Below are 15764 nucleotides of genomic sequence, written 5' to 3'. Positions count from 1 at the left end.
TATACAAAAGAGAAACCGGCCGAAAACGACCGGTTTCGAGATGATTTGCTACAGCCTAGGTGAGCCAGCACCGGTAGATCAAGCCAGAGACCGCTTGTTCTGTTGTGCGAATGGTTTCGCTGAGGGCACGGTTGCGCTGATCGCTGGCAGGAACGTCGACAACTTTCCAGCCCACGATCGCAAAAGTTGAGTTGAGCGCTTGAACAGCGCAGCGAGCATCCGTATTCTCCGGAACATTGAATTGCCAGCGAACGGTGACGGTGGAATCGTTGACGAGCTCAAAACCGGTGTCTTTTGCTTCGAACTGGGCCGGTGCTTCGAGCAACCCGCCCCACACTAGCCAAGCCGTAAACACGGCAACAAAGGCGATCGCGACAGTGACAACGATGACGCGGTTATTTCGCTTAGCCTTCGGGCTGCGCCCGTAGCGCGCATCGAGGTCGGCTCGAGAATGGGCGGAACCGTCGACAATGACAGGGGCGTCAGCGCTGCCAGTGGTGTTACTGGATGCTTCGGGCACGCGTGGCTCCATTCGGCGACGGTATTCTTGTTACTACAAGGCTATTCGCAAACTCGGATGATGAAATCATCGGGTGCACATTCCAGAGGACAACAGTTGATTTCTTTCACTTCGCTCGCCCACAGTGCGATTCTCTGGACCGCGACACCCAGCCCAGAACCGAGCCTCTACCCAGAGTTTGACGGAGACGTTAACTTGGTGACTCCTGGGGTTATCGGCTTCGCAGCCACCCTCTTCATTGCTGTTGCCACCCTGCTCATCATCACCGACATGAATCGTCGCGTTCGACGTGTCCGGTACCGTGAGCTCGCTCAAGAGGCCATCCGCAACGAGCAGGCGCTTGCTGACGCTGACGCCGACGCCACCGCCACCATCGATGACGGTGCGACAGACACAGACGCCAGCACCTCGGCTGCTGCCAGCGATGAGGCATCGAGCAGTGCGCCAGAGACTGACGTTCCGCCTACACACTGACGTTCCGCCTACACACTGACGTTCCGCTTACACAACGGGCGGATTAGTCGCCACGAGGAAGATGCCGACCCAGTGGCACAGGAACGCCAATAGCGTCAGCGTGTGGAAGATCTCATGGAAGCCGAAAACTCCGGGGATCGGATTGGGGCGTTTGAGACCATAGATGACGGCGCCAACGGTGTAAAAAAGTCCGCCGGCCATGATGAGCGTCATCATGATCCAGTTCGCTTGGAAGAAGTCGACGATGAACATCATCGCGCCCCAGCCCAGTAGCACGTACAACGGCACGTAGAGCCAGCGCGGGGCGCCAACCCAGAAGATGCGGAACCCGATGCCGAGAGCGGCACCCGTCCACACGATCCAGAGCAGAATGGTCGCCTTCTCGGGTGGCAATGCGAGAACCGTGATGGGCGTATAGGAGCCAGCGATCAGCAAGAAAATGTTGGAGTGGTCGAAGCGCTTCAGCAACATCCGAGTCTTATCGCTCCAGTTGAAGCGGTGATAGAGCGCTGAGATTCCGAAAAGCATGAGCGATGAGGCGACGAAAACTGCCGAACTCACCGTGGCAGCGACACCATCGGCCATGACCAACAGGATGACGCCAAGCACAATGGCGACCGGGAATGTTCCCGCGTGAATCCAGCCACGCCAAGTCGGCTTTGCATTAACGGCGTCATAAGCGATCGCATCGTCGACGAGGGGAAGCTGGGGAAGTCCGGCAGCATCCTCGTGGTCAACGGCCTCGAGCGCAGCAGATTCTGAGGCTTCTTGATTCATGCCCACAGTTTACGCCCGGTCTAGTTTCACTTGCTGCGCGTCGCAGTGGTCTAACGTAGTTGCGTGAGTCAGCGACAATTTCCACTCGGGCGCGGTTTTCTTTACGGTCTCTACCAGAAGAAGCTGCGGCGCCAACTAGAGGGCCAGCAATTGCCGCGCCACGTAGCCATGATCATTGATGGCAACAGGCGCTGGGCAAAGCTGAAGGACCTCGAGACTGCCGCGCATGGGCATCGTGCGGGCGCGGCAAAGTATCGAGAGTTCCTGGTGTGGTGCGACGACCTCGACATTTCCGTCGCGACGCTCTATCTTCTGTCGACAGACAATCTCACGGGTCGTTCCCCTGAAGAGCTGGGGGAGCTGTTCACCATCATTGGTGATCTTGCCGAGGATCTTTCCCACTTCCGTGAGTGGCGTGTGCAACATGTTGGATCGGATGCCGGCCTCCCCGAACAGCTCAAAGCTCAGCTCACTGCAGCCCGCGACCGCACCGCCTCGAACACTGGGCTTCACGTAAATCTCGCGATTGGATACGGCGGACGCCATGAAATCGCAGAAGCGATGCGTCGTATCGTGCGCAACCACAGCGCTGAGGGACACAGCCTTGAAGCGTTGGCGGAACTGTTGACGCCAGAACTCATCGGCGAACACCTCTACACGAAGGGTCAACCTGACCCTGATCTGGTCATCCGCACTTCGGGTGAGCAGCGCATTAGTGACTTCATGCTGTGGCAGTCTGCCCACAGCGAGTTGTATTTTGTGGAAGCGTTGGGGCCCGACCTGCGTGAGGTCGACTTCTTGCGGGCTCTGCGAGATTTCTCGCGACGCAGCCGTCGCTTCGGCCACTAGCCCAGTGCGGCCCGTGGTCGAACCCGGGACGGAACCCATTGGCAAAGTGAACTTTGCCCCCAGTTAGTGACGCAACGGTTTCTCGTGGCGTGTCGTGACGCTCAGATAGCGCGACAGGTTTAGCGTTCAATTCATCAGGTATGGCGCCTGATCGAGACGGCCACGTAAGTTCGTTCTCGTAAAGTACTGGCCGTCTTCGCAGACTGGATCCGAGTGCTCGCGCACTCGGGGATGGAGTGCACGTTGGCCGACCTAGCTACCCCCAAGACCACGATCGCCACGTCGAAGGCGGGAGGGCGGGCCAAACGACAAGCCGAGCGCACCTACGTTCTCGACACTTCCGTTTTGCTCTCCGACCCGAGCTCGATCAAACGGTTTGCAGAACACAACGTTGTTCTGCCCGTCGTGGTGATCACCGAACTCGAAGCCAAACGCAATGACCCCGAGATCGGGTACTTTGCGCGGCAGGCGTTGCGCAGCCTTGATGAGATGCGCATCAAGCATGAGCGGCTCGACTTTCCGATTTCGGTCGGTGACGATGGCGGCACGCTACGGGTTGAGCTCAACCACTCCAATATGTCTGTGCTTCCCTCCGGCCTGCAATTGGGCGATAACGATTCGCGAATCCTTGCCGTTGCGCTGAACCTTGCCAACGAGGGTCTAGACGTCACTGTGGTCTCGAAAGATCTTCCTTTGCGGGTGAAGGCGGCATCCATCGGTCTCGCAGCCGAGGAGTACCGTGCAGAGCTTGCCGTTGACTCTGGCTGGACTGGTCAGGCCGAGATTGAACTCAACGGTGATCAAGTTTCTGAGCTTTATGACAAAGAAGAGTTGCATTCTCGAACTGTGGGCGATTTGCCGATCAATACGGGACTAGTCGTCCACTCCGAAAGGGGGTCGGCCTTGGCGCGGGTGACAGCGCGCGGCAAGATGTCGCTCGTGCGCGGCGACCGTGACATTTTCGGTCTTCATGGGCGCAGCGCTGAACAGCGACTAGCAATCGATATGCTTCTCGACCCAGAGCTGGGCATTGTTTCGCTTGGCGGTAGCGCCGGCACCGGCAAGTCTGCTCTCGCACTCTGCGCTGGTCTCGAAGCGGTGCTGGAGAAGCAACAACACCGCAAGATCATGGTCTTCCGTCCGCTCTATGCGGTGGGAGGTCAAGAGTTGGGGTACTTGCCAGGTGATGCTTCCGAGAAGATGAATCCGTGGGCGCAGGCAGTATTCGACACCTTGGGATCAGTGGTGTCGGAGAACGTGCTCGAAGAGGTACTCGATCGTGGTCTGCTCGAGGTGCTCCCGCTAACCCACATTCGCGGACGCTCGCTCCACGATGCTTTTGTCATCGTGGACGAGGCCCAATCGCTTGAACGCAACGTTCTGCTGACGGTGCTCAGCCGCATTGGCCAGAACTCTCGTGTAGTACTCACTCACGATGTGGCTCAGCGAGACAACTTGCGGGTTGGTCGCCACGACGGTGTTGCTTCAGTGATCGAAACCCTGAAAGGTCACTCGCTCTTTGGGCACATCACGCTGACTCGTTCGGAACGTTCCGCGATTGCTGCGCTCGTTACCGAACTCTTGGAGGGCAACGAAATCGCCTGACAATTGTCTTGGGAAGTCCGAGCGCGCCGCGCGAGTGTTCGCGGGGCGCGCTCAGACAACGTAAGGTTTTCTCGTGGGCTCGGTCTGGTGGTTTCTTGCGGTTCCTTTAGGGGTCGCCGCGTTGTGGGCGCTTTTTGCTCCCCGAAATCAGTGGCGGAGCCTGTTTTCTTGGTCTGTTGCCGATACCCACAGCTCAGAGCCCGGGGGTGCGGCGTTCGCGTACCGGCAGCTCATCGCGGCCATCGCTTTGGGCGTTGCCCTACTCGCTATTGTGCTCACAGTGCTCGCCTCCGCCGCGAAAGAACCGGTAGAGCCGCCGCGGGCAAATGACATCGAACAGACGTGGGGAACCCCCGAACCGCTGCTGGTGTATCGAACGTTTCAGACCAGCGTCTCGGCAGACGCGACTCTCGTTGATGTGCCCATCGACAGCTATTTGCCGGTGAATGACGAAGAGCGAGCGCCACTCTATTTGCTCGATCTCGAGCCTTTTTCTCGACTGGGCACCACCAACATCCCCGGCTATATCGGCAGCACGCCAAGCGAGACTGATTCCACGATCAGTCAGGCGGATGTCGTCGTCAAGGTGCGAGGTCCGCTGCTGTGCGTGCCGCGTCGTGTGGTGGCGATCGAAACCCCTGAGCGGGTTCAGCTCGCAGTGCTCTATGGGTTGCCGACTCCGGACGATGGTTCAGTTCCTGACAATACTGAGGGATGCAAGCTCGGTGAAGACATCACCGGTTCGGTCCTGATTCCGATCAAACTGAACGACCCCATAGGAGAACGCACCGTCGAAGCTCTCGACGGTGCGCCCCTCGCGCTGGTGGATCTCGGCTATTAGCCAGGCGTGGTCATCGACAAAACGTCGAGTGCCGCATCCAATTGGTCGATAGTTACTTCGCCACGTTCGACGAAGCCGAGGTCGATCACTGCTTCGCGCACCGTCATCGACTGTGCGACCGAGTGCTTGGCGATCTTGGCGGCGGCTTCGTAGCCAATGATCTTGTTGAGCGGCGTCACGATCGACGGCGATGACTCAGCAAGCGCGAGTGCGCGCGGCAGGTTCGCTTCGAGTCCTTCGACGGTCTTGTCTGCAAGGGCGCGCAACGAATTGGAAAGCAGTCTGCTCGATTCGAGCAGCGAGGTTCCCATGACGGGAATTGCGACGTTGAGCTCGAATGCTCCGGATGCTCCACCCCACGCAATCGTGGCGTCGTTGCCGATGACCCTGGCACACACCATAAGTACGGCTTCGGGGATGACCGGGTTGACCTTGCCTGGCATGATCGATGAGCCCGGCTGAAGGTCGGGGATGCGCAATTCGCCGAGCCCAGTGTTGGGGCCCGAGCCCATCCAGCGCAGGTCGTTGCAGATTTTGGTGACGGAGACGGCGATCACTCGCAGGGCACCGGATGCTTCAACGAGCGAGTCGCGGGCGCCCTGAGCTTCGAAGTGATCTTCAGCCTCGGTGATGGGCAGTCCCGAGTTCTCAGCGAGGATCGCGATGACGCGCTGGGGGAAACCCAGTGGGGTGTTGATGCCGGTGCCGACTGCTGTGCCGCCAAGGGGAACCTCTGCGACGCGGGGGATTGCCGACTGGATGCGGGCGATGCCGAGACGAATCTGGCGGGCGTAGCCGGCAAATTCTTGGCCGAGGGTAACGGGGGTGGCATCCATGAGGTGGGTGCGACCAGCCTTGACGGCGCCCTTCCACAGTTCTGCTTTCACGTCGAGGGCTGCCGCGAGGTGCTCGAGCGACGGGATGAGGTCACCGATGAGCGCACCGGTCACGGCGAGGTGGACCGATGTGGGGAAAACGTCGTTTGACGACTGTGACGCGTTCACGTGGTCGTTGGGGTGCACTGCACTGCCGAATGAGTCACTCGCGAGTCGAGCAAGAACTTCGTTCATGTTCATGTTCGAGGAGGTGCCGCTGCCGGTCTGGTAGGTGTCTACCGGGAACTGGTCGTGGTACTGGCCGTCGATAATCTGGTCGGCAGCGTTGACGATGGCGTCGGCAATGCCGGAATCCAGCTTGCCGAGTTCAGCGTTTGCGATGGCTGCTGCGCGCTTGACGCGGGCGAGAGCGACGATTTGGGCTGGTTCGAGGCCAGTGCCAGAGATGGGGAAGTTCTCGACGGCACGCTGCGTCTGGGCGCCGTAGAGGGCGTCCTTGGGCACTCGTACCTCGCCCATGGTGTCGTGCTCAATGCGGTATTCGGTGGAACTCGTCACAGCGTTGTAATCCTTTGTTTGTGAGCGAACTGGGTGAGAACGTGGCGGAGAGCGCTATACGGTGCCGACGACGACGTCGGGAACGGCTCTACCTTCAAGCAAACGGTAGTTAGCGCCTACTACGGCTAGCGTACCCGCGGCGATTGCGTCGCTGATGAGTTCAGAGGAACCCACCAGTTCGGCAATAGTTTCGCGCAAGTGCTCGCGGCCGACATCCGTAGAACTAATGCTCTGGATGTCGATGGCGCCGGTCTCGCTGCCGGCTACGCGACGGACGGCTGGCACGATTTTCGAGATGAGGGACTGAATGTGCGGGGGAAGCGTCGGAGCGTCTGCAGCCTGTGACTCGATCGCTGCCGCTACTGCACCGCACTCATCGTGACCGAGCACCAGAATGAGCGGAACATTCAGCACACCGACCGCATATTCCAGCGATCCGATGACGGAGTCGGAGATGATCTGGCCAGCGTTTCGCACGACGAAGAGGTCTCCGAGTCCTTTATCGAAGATGATCTCAGCGGCCAGTCGCGAGTCGCTGCATCCGAAGAGGGCGGCGTGCGGCGCTTGAGCCATTGCGAGTTCCGTGCGTCGTTCAACATCTTGTCGGGGATGGTTGGGCACCCCCGCTACGAAGCGCTCGTTGCCGCGCGCCATTTCATTCCAGACCTGTGACGGTGTTCTGGTGGGGTTCGTCATTGCGCCTCCGCCTCGGCAGCGATTGCCACTGCCAATAGTTCGAACTGGTCATTTGTGGCTGTGCCATGCAGCACTACCGTGCTTCCAGCAATCTGCGCCGACATTGAGTATGCGTAGTTTCCGGTGTCTGAGGAAGAGCGACGGTCATAAATTGTCCAGTCAATTCCGTCAATCGTTGTGGTGTCGGTAGCAAGCGCACCGTCGGTGGTGATCGATAACCACGTCTCATTCGCCTCAATTCCCTGCTCAAGAGCAACAAATTGGGTCGAGGGCGATGGTGGAGTCACAAAGCCGATGTACCAGGTCTGAACAGAAGAGCTGGTGCCGAGCCGCGCCGAATTCGCGTACCAATCATCGGGCAGTGACGGAGACAAGAGAGGTTCGCTGGCATTCGTCTGCGCATCGGCGGCAATCGTCTGGTAGTCGGCGGTTACCGGAACTTCGTCGGTGGGGCGAACGACAACCAACACCAGGAACAGCACGATGCCGAGAGACGCGACCGTGGCAATTACCAAATTGAATAACGTTTGGTTGGCGCGGTGCTTGCGCGAATTCTCCGCCTTGCGGGCGAACGTTTCCTCCGGGGTCTCAGGGCGACCAAGCTCGGCGACGACGCGCGGTTCGGTGTTCTTGGCCATTACTGGTCAGTGCTCGCATCACCAGCGGACCCAGAATCCGTTGGAGAAACACTTCTAGCGGCATCGAGCCGCGCACGCGCTCCGATGAGCCACTCCTCGCACCGCTGTGCGAGTGCTTCACCGCGCTCCCAGAGCGCGAGTGATTGTTCAAGAGTCGCTGAACCCTGCTCTAGTTCGTTGACAACGGCGATGAGCTCATCCCGAGCCTGTTCATAACTGAGGTCACTGACGGGGGTCTCATTGGGGGTAGCCACGATGTAATTCTACTGTTCTCTAGGTGTCTGCCGGCTGGCCGGTGACAGTGGTGGAAATCTTGCCGTCGGCAACCGTGAGCAGGAGCTCAGTGCCATCGGGAGCGTCCGCGGTGGAGCGCAGCGCCGTGCCATCAGGCAACTGAGCGATCGCATACCCGCGCTGCAGTGTGCGCTGCGGAGACAACGCCCGCAACTGCCCGGTGAGCTCGGTAACGCCAGCGTGAGCTTTCTCAATCGCACGCTCCACCAGCTCATTGCTGCGCGAAACGTAACGAGAAAGTTCATCGGCGTGCGCATCAACCAGAGATACCGGATTCGCCAACACCGGCCTCGTACGCAGCGACTCCAGCCTGTCACCCTCATGGCCCAAACGTTGAGTGATGCGCAAACGCATTCCCGCGCGTGCCTGCTGCACCCGGTTCAACTCCTCAGCAACATCGGGGACCACCCGTTTTGCCGCATCCGTGGGGGTGGATGCTCGCAGATCGGCAACCTCGTCGAGCAGTGGTCGATCGTTCTCATGCCCGATCGCGGAGACAAGGGGAGTGACACACTCCGAGGCGGCGCGCACTAGCGATTCATCGCTGAACACGAGCAGATTTTGAAAGTCTCCGCCGCCGCGCGCGACGATGATGACATCGACTTCGGGGTCGGCATCCAATAGTCGGATCGCTTTCGTTACTTCGCTGACAGCGCGCTCGCCCTGAACAGCGGCGTGCTCGGTGCGAAACTTCACGGCAGGCCACCGCAATTGCGCATTGCGCAGCACGTCTTTCTCGGCATCGCTGTCTTTGCCCGTGACGAGGCCGATGCAATTGGGCAAGAACGGTAGGGGTTTCTTGTGCTCGAACAGGCCCTCAGCTCGCAGCTTCTGGCGCAAAAGCTCGAGTCGTTCGAGCAGGTCGCCGAGACCGACGTGGCGCATTTCCAAGACCTGCATCGTGAGGGTGCCGCCCTTGACCCAGTAGTTGGGTTTGACGAGAGCAACAACGCGATCGCCCTGCTTCAGATCGTTGGGAAGTTTGGTGCGCACCGACGACCACACCGTGAACGAAATTGTGGCGTCGACCTCAAGGTCTTTGAGCTTGCCGTAAATGTTGCCGCCAGAACCACCCCACTGGGTGATTTCGCCTTCAACCCAGGCGGTACCGAGTTTCTCAATCCAGCCGCGAATTTTCTGCGACAGCACCGACACTGGCCACGGAGTATCAACGGTGGGCGGGCCCTCTGTGATCGTCACCTAGCCTCCTCAAGCTCGTCACTACAGGGTAGAGGATGCCGCTGATACCGCAGTGCGCTCGGCTTTCGTGCAGCACTCTTCGGTAGAATCATTTAAGTGAGCACCATTTCTAACGGAAGCGCCCAAGCGCTAGCGATGCCCCCGATGCCTGCACGCCGCGAACAGCTACAAAATCTGCCGGTTGCGGGCGGCAAACGTGTGCTGTTGGCCGCTCCTCGTGGCTACTGTGCAGGAGTAGATCGGGCCGTCATCGCGGTCGAAAAAGCGCTCGCCAACTACGGTGCTCCGGTCTATGTTCGCAAGCAGATTGTGCACAACATCCACGTCGTGACGACCCTTGAAGCACAGGGCGCCATTTTTGTGAATGAGGTCGACGAAGTTCCCGAAGGATCAACGGTGGTGTTTTCTGCCCACGGTGTCTCGCCTGCTGTCGTCAAGGGCGCAGCCGACCGCGAGCTGCACGCGATCGACGCAACCTGCCCTCTCGTCACCAAGGTGCACCGTGAGGCAACGCGATTCGCTCGCGACAACTACCAAATCTTGTTGATCGGCCATGACGGGCACGAAGAGGTCGAAGGCACAATGGGCCACGCGCCTGAGCGCACCATCCTCGTGAACAGCCCCGCCGACGTGCCCAATATCGTGGTCGAGAACACCGAAAACTTGGTGTGGCTTTCGCAAACAACTCTGAGCGTCGACGAAACGATGGAAACGGTTCGCCTGCTGCGCGAACGCTTTCCCACACTGCAAGACCCGCCAAGTGACGACATTTGCTACGCCACCCAGAACCGCCAGGTCGCCATCAAGAAGGTTGCCGAAGAGGCAGAACTCGTGATCGTTGTGGGCAGCGCAAACAGCTCAAACACGGTTCGACTGGTGGATGTTGCCCTAGAGTACGGCGCAAAAGCCGCCTACCGGGTCGACTACGCCAGCGAAATCAAACAAGAGTGGCTCGACGGCATCTCGACTGTCGGTGTCACGAGCGGGGCATCCGTTCCTGAAGTTCTGGTTCAAGAAGTTCTCGCCGACCTTGCTGACGCAGGCTACGGTGATGTATCCAGCGTGGTGACCGCCGAGGAAGATCTCATGTTCTCGCTGCCCAAAGAGCTGCGCACCGACGCGGCAGGCAACCCAGACGAGCGCGGCCTAGGCGGGCGCAATCGCAAACTTGATTGGCAATAGACCATGACTGACCCGCGCCCACGACCGAAATATGGCGAGTACGCACCACTGCCGCCCGCTGCCCCCGGCCACGTTGGTGATGCGGGCGGTGCCGATTCAGGCACTGGTTCGCACGACCTAAGCGCAGGCTCTACTAGCCCGTCGTACCCGGCACCTTCTGCGCCAGCGCAGCGGAGCGGAGCGCCACTGGGTTCTCCCCAACCCGCCTTCGCCAACACCGCGAGCGATGCTGTTGTTCCCGAACGCAAACGACGCATGTGGGATGTATTTCTCACGGCGACGCTGCTGCTTCTCGGCGTAGCGGACATCATCAACAGTTTTCCCACCGTGGCCAACCTTGGCCCTATTCTGCGCGAAGGTCTCGCAGCTCAGGGAGCTGGACCGTTCACCTCGGATGACATTGCCGCTGAGGCCGGAAGCACCGCAAATATTATTCGTGTCGCCGTTCTGATTCTCACTATCGTGTTCGCGCTCATCCAGATTCAACGCCGGCGTCTAGCATTCTGGATTCCCGTCGTCGGTGCTGCAACAGCCGGAGTGGTGCTCGTTGTCGCGATGCTTGTTGCTGTGCTCAACGATCCCGGTTTCATGGCTTACGTCGACAGCATGCAGTAACGCAAACACCACGTTAAACGCCGAACGGGGCCAACCTGAAGGTTGACCCCGTTCTGCGTTAGTGGCTACTTGCCGGAGAATCCAGCCGAACCGAGCTGCTTCGTTGCTTCCACAACGCGCAACGCGAGAGCGGACTCTGCCGTCTTGCCCCAGGCGCGGGGGTCGTAAATCTTCTTGTTTCCGACTTCGCCGTCAACCTTGAGGAAGCCGTCGTAGTTCTTCAGAACGCTGTCCGCAATCGAGCGGCTGTAGGCGTACTGCGTGTCGGTGTCGATGTTCATCTTGATGACACCGTTGGCAACAGCGGTCGCAATTTCTTCATCCGTTGAACCTGATCCACCGTGGAAGACGAGGTCGAGCGGGTTGGCGTCGGTGCCGTACTTCGCTGCAATTCCTGCCTGAATTTCCCCGAGCAGTTCTGGGCGAAGCTTCACGTTTCCTGGCTTGTAGACGCCGTGCACGTTGCCGAAGGTGAGAGCTGCGATGTAGCGGCCCTGCTCGCCGAGACCGAGCGCTTCGACGGTAGCGATGACGTCATCCAAAGTTGTGTAGAGGCTGTCGTTGATGTCGTGGCTGACACCATCTTCTTCTCCACCGACAACACCGATCTCAACTTCGAGAATCGAGTTGATGGCCTTCATGCGCGGCAGAATTTCGCGCGCAATGGCGAGGTTTTCGTCGAGCGGAACAGCCGAGCCATCCCACATGTGCGACTGGAAGATGGGGTTGCGACCGGCCTTGACTTCAGCTTCGGATGCCGCGATGAGCGGGTAAACGAAGTCGTCGAGGGCGCTCTTAGGGCAGTGGTCAGTGTGCAGCGCAACGGTGACCGGGTAGTTCTTGGCGACCTCGGTGACGAAGGCGGCGAAGGCGAGTGCTCCTGAGGCGCGGGCCTTGACGGACTGGCCGGCGAAGTAGTCAGCGCCACCGGTGGTGACCTGGATGATGCCGTCAGAGCCGGCATCGCTGAGGCCCTGAAGCACGCCGTTGATGGTGGACGACGACGAAACGTTGATGGCGGGGTAGGCGAAGGAGTTCTTCTTCGCCTTGTCGAGCATTTCTGCGTACTGGTCTGGGGTTGCGACGGGCATTGTTGTCTCTCCTCATGCGGTACCGACTACCGCTTTGGTCCGGCTCGCCTTGATTCTAGCGACCCCTTCGGGGCGGGCGCGAACTGTTGCACGTTGGTGCGATCTCTGCGGTAAGGGCCGAAGGCGGTGTAACGATTCGGTTAGACTGAGGGCTGCGCTGACCACCACCGGCGCGTCCCCAGTCGACCACTCTCAACGAAGGATGCCTCTAGGTGAGTACAGAAACCGGCACGCTATTCCTCCACCCCGATCGCAACCTAGCTCTTGAGCTTGTGCGGGCAACCGAAGCGGCCGCCATTCGCGCTGTTCCCTTCATTGGCAAGGGCGACAAGCTCGGTGCAGACGGCGCTGCAGTTGATGCGATGCGCAAATTTTTGGGCACCGTCGACTTCGATGGCCTCGTCGTTATCGGTGAGGGCGAAAAAGATAACGCTCCCATGCTCTTCAACGGTGAACATGTTGGCACCGGTCGTGGGCCGGCCTGCGACATCGCCGTTGATCCGATCGATGGCACCTCGCTGACGGCGGCCGGGCGACAGAACGCGATCTCAATGATTGCTGTCTCTGACCGCGGCACCATGCTCGACGCGTCCACTGTTTTCTATATGGACAAGATTGTTACCGGCGCTGAAGGCGTGGGGGTTGTCGATATCCACAAGCCCATCGGTGAGAACATTCGTGCCCTCGCTAAAGCCAAGGGCAAGCTTCCCGAAGACATCGTGGTTGCCGTGCTTGACCGCCCGCGTCACGCGCAGCTCATTGATGACATCCGTGCGGCCGGTGCTGGTACCCGTCTGATGCTTGACGGTGATGTTGCTGGCGGAATCAACGCGGCGCTCTATGGAACGCGCATTGATATGTGTGTCGGTATCGGTGGTAGCCCTGAGGGTGTTGCCACGGCGTGCGCGATCAAGGCACTCGGCGGCGAAATTCAGACGATCCTGTACCCGCAGACCGATGACGAACGTCAACGCGGTATGGATGCCGGGCTCAAGTTCGATCACGTCTACACGGCCGATGAAATGGTGGCCAGCGACAACACGTTCTTCGTTGCTACGGGCGTTACCGACGGTGGTCTTGTAAAGGGTGTACGCCGCTTCGGCCCCATCATTCGCACGGAGTCGATTGTATTGCGTTCACATTCGGGAACAATCCGCCGCATTTCGGCTGACCACCTCGCTGAGAAGTGGCTTGACCACTAAGAGCGTTTTGCCTGCCTGTTAGGCGTCGCTTCTCGACGTCTATTTTAGTCGTCGTCGTCTTCGGGCTGGGCGAGATCCATTTCGACGGCGGTGATGTGTTTCGGCGTGCCCTCAACCGTGTTGGTGGTGCCGATGACTTTCGATTCGTCGAGGGCATTGAGCTTGCGGGCGGTCACGAGCACGCGAGTCTCTAGCGAGTTGGCGAACTGGTTGTAGCTGTTCACGGTGGTGTCGATTGAGCGACGCAATTTGTCGGCGTGGTCGGCAAGCGTGGCTAGGCGCTGGTAAAGCTCTTTGCTGAGATCGAACAGTGTTTTGGCTTGGTCAGTGAGCACATCCTGTTGCCACGAGAAGGCGACGGTCTTGAGTACCGACCAGAGGGTGACGGGGGAGGCGAGCGCGACGCGCTTGCCGAACGCGTAGTCCATGATCGAGGGGTCAGCTTCCATCGCCGACGATACGAGCGATTCGCTGGGGATGAAGGCGATGACGAGTTCGGGGGAGGCGTCGAGCCCTGCCCAGTAAGCCTTGCTCGCGAGGGTGTCGATGTGGCCGCGCATCACTTTGACGTGTTGTTTGATGAGTGCTTCGCGTCGAGCGCCTTCTTCGCCGGTGGCAGTGACCGAGATCTGGCTTGCTTCAAGGAAAGCACTGAACGGTACCTTCGCGTCGACCGCGATGTTTTTGCCGCCGGGAAGGTGGACGACCATGTCGGGGCGACCGGCACCGGCATCCGAAGTGATGCTCGACTGCACATCGAAATCGACTCGCTCGATGAGCCCAGCGGCCTGCACAACGTTGCGCAGCTGGGTTTCTCCCCACACTCCACGCGTGGAGTTGTTGCGCAGTGCCGAAGCCAGAGACTCGGCGGTGCTGCGCAAGCGCTCTTCGGATTCGGTGGCCGACTTCAGCTGCTGGCTCAGTTCGCCGTGCTGAAGGCTTCGCTGCGATTCCAACTCGGTGACCTTGTTCTGCATCGTGCGCAGAGTCTCTTGCACCGGAGTGAGCGCCTGTAGCACCTTGGATTCGCGGCGCTCGCGTTCGGCAAGCGCTGTCGCTTCTTCACGCTGGCGGTCGAGAGTTTCGCGGTACTGCTGCTGCAGGGAAGCAACCTGTTCACCAAGCGCCCCGGCGCGAGCCGTAATGGATGCAAGCTCCGCCGAAAGTCGTGACTGCTCCTCGCGCTCCTGCGCTGTCACTTGAGCAATCGCTGCCAGGTGTCGCGCCTCAATCACCTCAGGGTCGACCTGATCAGTGGGAGCGCTTGCGCGCACGCGGGCGACGAGCAACCCAATGACGACGCCAAGAATGGCGCCGACGAGAAGGCCGATGATGAGAGCAAGGATGGGATCCATTCCGCCAGTGTGCCAGCCGGCGCGGACATTTCGGGGAGCAATGCGGGAGGGCGACCGGTTCGTCGCTCTAGGCTGGGTCAATGGCCAGCGATTCCGTGCATCCGCTTGATGTGAGCACCGACGATTTGCGGTACCTCATTGCTGTCGCGCGCGCCGGACGAATGGTGTCGGCCGCGACCCTGCTCGGCGTCGACCACACGACAGTGCGCCGCCGTATTGACCGCCTCGAAGCAGCTCTCGGCGTGCGCCTCCTCGACCGCGGGGCTGACGGCTGGGAACTCACCGCCATCGGCCGCGAAGTCGCCACCCGCGCTGCAGGCCTCGAAAACATTGTCGAAAACGTCGTTGGGGCTACCAGCGGCGGTGCCGACGAAGTGCGCGGCACCGTGCGAATCGTCGCGCCCGATGGCTTCGGGGCCACCTTTGTTACTGCAGCGCTCGCGGCAGTGCAGGCGGAGCATCCGGCAATCACGGTCGAACTGGTGACCTCAACGCGCCCGCTGAGTTTGCGCGGCGCCGGCTTCGACCTAGCGATCACGATCGGCTCGGCGGCAACATCGCGCCTCGCCTCCGAACCTCTCGCCGCCTACGCTCTGCGGCTTTACGCCTCGCCCGACTATGTCGCGACGCATCCGCCGATTCGTTCCGTTGCCGACCTCGACAGTCATCCGCTGGTCTTCTATGTGGATGCCCTGCTCACGGTTCGCGAGCTCGATCTAGCCCCGGTGCTCGGCGGCATGCGCGTGGGGTTTGGCTCGACGAGTGTGTTTGCGCAGCTTGAGGCCACTCGTCGCGGAGCCGGCATTGGCCTGCTGCACGCGTTTATGGCTGAGCCGGAGCCTGGGCTTGTTGCGGTGCTGCCCGACGAGGTGAGTTTCCGGCTCGAGTTTGCGCTGTCGATACGCAAAGAGGCAGCCGAGATTGAGGCGGTGCAGCTAGTGCGGGCTGCTCTTCACCGCGAGGTTGCCCGTCGCGCGTCGGAGCTTTTGCCGCTCGAGTAGCGTCTCGCGGTAGTATCTGCATTTCTGCAG

Annotated in this window: 17 protein-coding genes; 8 read left to right on the top strand and 9 right to left on the bottom strand. The window is 60.0% G+C overall.

Features of this window, described 5'->3' with window-relative positions; genetic code table 11:
• Positions 1-55: 55 nt before the first annotated feature.
• Positions 56-532 (bottom strand): DUF4307 domain-containing protein, encoded by a 477-nt coding sequence (locus ACOH1Z_RS11815; RefSeq protein ID WP_449648690.1) that lies wholly within the window; start codon positions 530-532, stop codon positions 56-58.
• An 84-nt stretch (positions 533-616) separates the two neighbouring features.
• Here ACOH1Z_RS11815 and ACOH1Z_RS11810 point away from each other — a divergent pair, with 84 nt between their 5' ends.
• Positions 617-994: a hypothetical protein gene (locus ACOH1Z_RS11810; RefSeq protein WP_449648689.1), complete on the top strand. Its 378-nt coding sequence runs from the start codon at positions 617-619 to the stop codon at positions 992-994.
• 27 nt (positions 995-1021) lie between these two features.
• Here ACOH1Z_RS11810 and trhA read toward each other — a convergent pair whose 3' ends face one another.
• Positions 1022-1771 carry a PAQR family membrane homeostasis protein TrhA gene (gene trhA, locus ACOH1Z_RS11805; RefSeq protein ID WP_449648688.1) on the bottom strand — a complete coding sequence of 250 codons (750 nt, stop codon included), beginning with the start codon at positions 1769-1771 and terminating at the stop codon, positions 1022-1024.
• Between the two features lie 63 nt (positions 1772-1834).
• On the opposite strand from trhA, the gene ACOH1Z_RS11800 reads away from it, so the two are divergent.
• The 3 genes from ACOH1Z_RS11800 (at position 1835) to ACOH1Z_RS11790 (ending at position 5066) form a co-directional block, all read left to right on the top strand.
• The gene (locus tag ACOH1Z_RS11800; RefSeq protein ID WP_449648687.1) at positions 1835-2620 is read left to right on the top strand and encodes an isoprenyl transferase; all 786 of its coding nucleotides are present in this window, start codon (positions 1835-1837) and stop codon (positions 2618-2620) included.
• A 231-nt stretch (positions 2621-2851) separates the two neighbouring features.
• A complete protein-coding gene (gene phoH2, locus ACOH1Z_RS11795; RefSeq protein WP_449648787.1) occupies positions 2852-4225 on the top strand; it encodes an RNA 5'-3' helicase PhoH2 in 1374 nt (457 codons plus the stop codon).
• A 73-nt stretch (positions 4226-4298) separates the two neighbouring features.
• A complete protein-coding gene (locus ACOH1Z_RS11790; protein WP_449648686.1) occupies positions 4299-5066 on the top strand; it encodes a fumarate hydratase in 768 nt (255 codons plus the stop codon).
• Here the strand turns inward: ACOH1Z_RS11790 and ACOH1Z_RS11785 are convergent.
• From ACOH1Z_RS11785 to xseA, 5 genes are read right to left on the bottom strand one after another with little or no spacing between them, the layout of a single operon-like run.
• Positions 5063-6460: a class II fumarate hydratase gene (locus ACOH1Z_RS11785; RefSeq protein ID WP_449648685.1), complete on the bottom strand. Its 1398-nt coding sequence runs from the start codon at positions 6458-6460 to the stop codon at positions 5063-5065. The two genes, ACOH1Z_RS11790 and ACOH1Z_RS11785, sit on opposite strands and share 4 nt — an antisense overlap.
• Positions 6461-6514: 54 nt before the next feature.
• Positions 6515-7156 (bottom strand): carbonic anhydrase, encoded by a 642-nt coding sequence (locus tag ACOH1Z_RS11780; protein WP_449648684.1) that lies wholly within the window; start codon positions 7154-7156, stop codon positions 6515-6517.
• Positions 7153-7794 (bottom strand): DUF4245 domain-containing protein, encoded by a 642-nt coding sequence (locus ACOH1Z_RS11775; protein ID WP_449648683.1) that lies wholly within the window; start codon positions 7792-7794, stop codon positions 7153-7155. The genes ACOH1Z_RS11780 and ACOH1Z_RS11775 overlap by 4 nt, the downstream gene beginning before the upstream one ends.
• Positions 7794-8048, bottom strand: a complete 255-nt coding sequence (locus ACOH1Z_RS11770) for an exodeoxyribonuclease VII small subunit (protein WP_449648682.1) — start codon at positions 8046-8048, stop codon at positions 7794-7796. Before ACOH1Z_RS11770 ends, ACOH1Z_RS11775 begins: the two co-directional genes overlap by 1 nt.
• Positions 8049-8067: 19 nt before the next feature.
• Positions 8068-9288 carry an exodeoxyribonuclease VII large subunit gene (xseA, locus tag ACOH1Z_RS11765; protein ID WP_449648681.1) on the bottom strand — a complete coding sequence of 407 codons (1221 nt, stop codon included), beginning with the start codon at positions 9286-9288 and terminating at the stop codon, positions 8068-8070.
• Positions 9289-9423: 135 nt separating this feature from the next.
• On the opposite strand from xseA, the gene ACOH1Z_RS11760 reads away from it, so the two are divergent.
• Both ACOH1Z_RS11760 and ACOH1Z_RS11755 read left to right on the top strand, forming a co-directional pair.
• Complete coding sequence (locus ACOH1Z_RS11760; RefSeq protein WP_449648786.1) at positions 9424-10470, top strand: 4-hydroxy-3-methylbut-2-enyl diphosphate reductase; 1047 nt, start codon at positions 9424-9426, stop codon at positions 10468-10470.
• 3 nt (positions 10471-10473) lie between these two features.
• Positions 10474-11085, top strand: coding sequence for a DUF6264 family protein (locus ACOH1Z_RS11755; RefSeq protein WP_449648680.1), 612 nt, complete (start codon positions 10474-10476; stop codon positions 11083-11085).
• Positions 11086-11150: 65 nt separating this feature from the next.
• Here the strand turns inward: ACOH1Z_RS11755 and fbaA are convergent, their stop codons facing one another.
• A complete protein-coding gene (fbaA, locus tag ACOH1Z_RS11750; RefSeq protein WP_449648679.1) occupies positions 11151-12176 on the bottom strand; it encodes a class II fructose-bisphosphate aldolase in 1026 nt (341 codons plus the stop codon).
• A 212-nt stretch (positions 12177-12388) separates the two neighbouring features.
• On the opposite strand from fbaA, the gene glpX reads away from it, so the two are divergent.
• Positions 12389-13378, top strand: coding sequence for a class II fructose-bisphosphatase (glpX, locus tag ACOH1Z_RS11745; protein WP_449648678.1), 990 nt, complete (start codon positions 12389-12391; stop codon positions 13376-13378).
• Positions 13379-13422: 44 nt separating this feature from the next.
• Here glpX and ACOH1Z_RS11740 read toward each other — a convergent pair whose 3' ends face one another.
• The gene (locus ACOH1Z_RS11740; RefSeq protein ID WP_449648677.1) at positions 13423-14733 is read right to left on the bottom strand and encodes a DNA recombination protein RmuC; all 1311 of its coding nucleotides are present in this window, start codon (positions 14731-14733) and stop codon (positions 13423-13425) included.
• 80 nt (positions 14734-14813) lie between these two features.
• Between ACOH1Z_RS11740 and ACOH1Z_RS11735 the strand changes: the two genes are divergently transcribed.
• Entirely contained in the window at positions 14814-15734 is a 921-nt protein-coding gene (locus tag ACOH1Z_RS11735; RefSeq protein ID WP_449648676.1) for a LysR family transcriptional regulator, read from the top strand.
• The last annotated feature ends 30 nt before the right edge of the window (positions 15735-15764 follow it).

The organism is Rhodoglobus sp. (assembly GCF_053580035.1).
Note: the sequence above shows the minus strand (reverse complement) of the source record. Positions and strands in the feature narration are given on the sequence as shown.